General features: G+C 46.1%; 1 protein-coding gene. It reads left to right on the plus strand.

The annotated features are described in order from the left end of the window. Window positions 1-748, plus strand: a 748-nt coding sequence (locus tag A3738_RS06705; RefSeq protein WP_197473652.1) for a TolC family protein, incomplete at both ends; no start/stop codon positions are given.

Below are 748 nucleotides of genomic sequence, written 5' to 3' on the forward strand. Positions count from 1 at the left end.
TTGGGGCAAGCAGAACAAACTTCTCTATCGATCGCTAAAGCCTATACCGATGTTTTAAATGCACGCGATGTCGTGCGCTTATCAGAAGAGAATTTAAAGCGGCATGAAGAAACTTTTGAACTTGTTAGTGCACGAAAGAAACAAGGCGTTTCTAACAAAGCTGATTTGACCCAAATGAAAGGACGTCTCGCACGCGTCAAAGCCAATCTACTTTCCGCAAAGAATAACCTGCGTGATGCCGAAACCGTCTTCGCGCAATTGACAGGCGAACGCCCGGCCACCCTGATTCGTCCAGAAGTCGATCAAGCTTACATCCCCGAGAGTAACGAACGTGCTCAAACCTTAGCGTTGAACAATAATCAAAGCTTAATTGCGAGTCGCTTAAACGTGCAATCCGCTTCCGCCAATACAACGGGGCTAAACTCGCATCTTTATCCTGACTTAGATATCGTCGCTGACCGCAGATGGAAAGACGACGTTTCGGGGTTTGATGGCGAAGAAAACGAGTGGCGAGTTCTGCTAGAAATGAATTGGAACCTCTATCAAGGTGGATCCAACGCATCACGACAGAAAAAAGCACGTTATGAAGAAGAAGCTGCACGAATGCGCTCAAACCGTGTTTACCGAGAAGTTCAAGCAAATGTTGACGCCTCGTGGGATGCTTATCTAACCCTCAAGCAAACACTTATTCACCTAGAAGACTACGTCAATCAAAGTGAAGAAAGTGCCACTCTTTACATGGCTCAAT

The sequence above is a fragment of the Oleiphilus sp. HI0066 genome (genome assembly GCF_001635725.1).